Origin of the sequence: endosymbiont of Riftia pachyptila (vent Ph05), assembly GCF_000224455.1 — a bacterium.
Lineage (GTDB): Bacteria > Pseudomonadota > Gammaproteobacteria > Chromatiales > Chromatiaceae > Endoriftia > Endoriftia persephonae.
The window spans coordinates 1-1463 of record NZ_AFOC01000177.1 but is presented as its reverse complement, the minus strand read 5'-3'; the positions used below and the strand labels follow the sequence as shown (position 1 = coordinate 1463).

The following is a 1463-nucleotide window of genomic DNA, read 5'->3' as shown; positions in this document are numbered from 1 at the left end:
AGCGTGTAACCGAGAGTAGCGATGCTCTCGATCTCGAGCCAGGCGTATTCACGTACGATGACCCGAGGCGGATAGCTGAATCCCTTAAACGCTCCGCTGAGCGCAGTCGACGCCGCAAGGCCGATCCGTTTCGCTCTGCGATGTCGATGCTGGCGTTCTACATCAATCGGGCAGGGGTTAAGCTTCCGACGGTTCAGCGAAATCGACTCGAGGAGGCCAAAGACGAACTGCGGGACCTCTTCGGAAAGCCACGCCAGAGGATCCGAGCATCGCATCGCGAGCGAAGATAAGCTGCGCCGCTTCGAGATCGATGAATGTACATCACCGTAAAAATCCGCCTAACAGGCAAATGCACTCGGACGTCAAAAAGCTCCACTGCGCTCCACTTTTTGACGCCACTGAGCCCAAACGTTAGGCACAAACAATATAATTAATAATATGACATTAGATCCAACGCCATCACTTTTAGAAAATTTATACTGGATAACATTACTTGCAGTTATTGTTTCGTCGGCTTCAGGTGTTCTTAAAGCTGGCTTTAAACAGTTTGACTTATTTGGTGTAATTATTATTGCTATTGCTACAGGATTGGGGGGCGGTTCATTACGTGACATGCTTCTTGGTCGAGATGTATTCTGGATCAATGATCAAATATTTTTTATTGCCTCGCTTGGTAGTGCGGTCACTATTTTTGTGGCGGCCAGACTAATATTGGTGTCGCCTAAATATTTTTTAGTTGCTGATGCTGCAGGCTTAGCTACATTTGGTGTTGCGGGAACGTTGGTTTCACTTATGGTTGGAGCGCCCCCGCTTATTGCAAGTTTTATGGGAGTAATGACAGGAACTATGGGTGGTATTTTTCGTGATGTACTATGTAATGAAACACCCGTCGTATTTCTAAGCCCGCTTTATGCGACAGTATCCTGGGTTGGTTCTTTGTTGTTTATCGGGCTCTTGCATTTCGATCAAGAGATAACGGTGCAGCAATTATTTCTGGACTAAGTATATTTATATCACGGCTGTTGGCAATGTATTATAAAGTCAGCCTGCCTAGATTTCGCTTCAAGTCTTAAGGTGGATACACAAAAAAGTAAATATTTATTAGAAATGCGCCTAACAAATAGCTCCAGCGGACAATTTAAAGCGGCACTTGTTTTGTTGTCGAAAAAATGTGCCACTTTAAATTGCCGCTGAGCAGGCGTTATGCTGTTTGAGGTTTATGTAGTAACTGAGAGCGAATAAACGGCGCTTGTTTATCATATTTAATTAACTCGATATGCACGGCCAATTTTCAATGGCATAGTGTTGTTTACTGTTCAAGGAAGAAAAGGGTAGTTAAAGGAATAGTGAGTTTCTTTTGTCGTCAAACTCGTGTCATGACGATTATATTCGCCTAAATTAGGCAGCATTCATTAAAACTAATAGGAGATATAAAATGAAGTATGCATTTGTAATGTTATTGG

The 1463-nt window shown here is 43.4% G+C and carries 2 protein-coding genes; both read left to right on the top strand.

Annotation, left to right across the window (positions count from 1 at the left end; translation table 11 throughout):
* The coding region (locus tag RIFP1SYM_RS17215) for a DUF3175 domain-containing protein (RefSeq protein WP_081417793.1) at nt 1–290 on the top strand (290 nt) is incomplete at its 5' end.
* Nucleotides 291–438: 148 nt separating this feature from the next.
* Nucleotides 439–1002, top strand: coding sequence for a trimeric intracellular cation channel family protein (locus RIFP1SYM_RS16085; protein WP_240992158.1), 564 nt, complete (start codon nt 439–441; stop codon nt 1000–1002).
* The last annotated feature ends 461 nt before the right edge of the window (nt 1003–1463 follow it).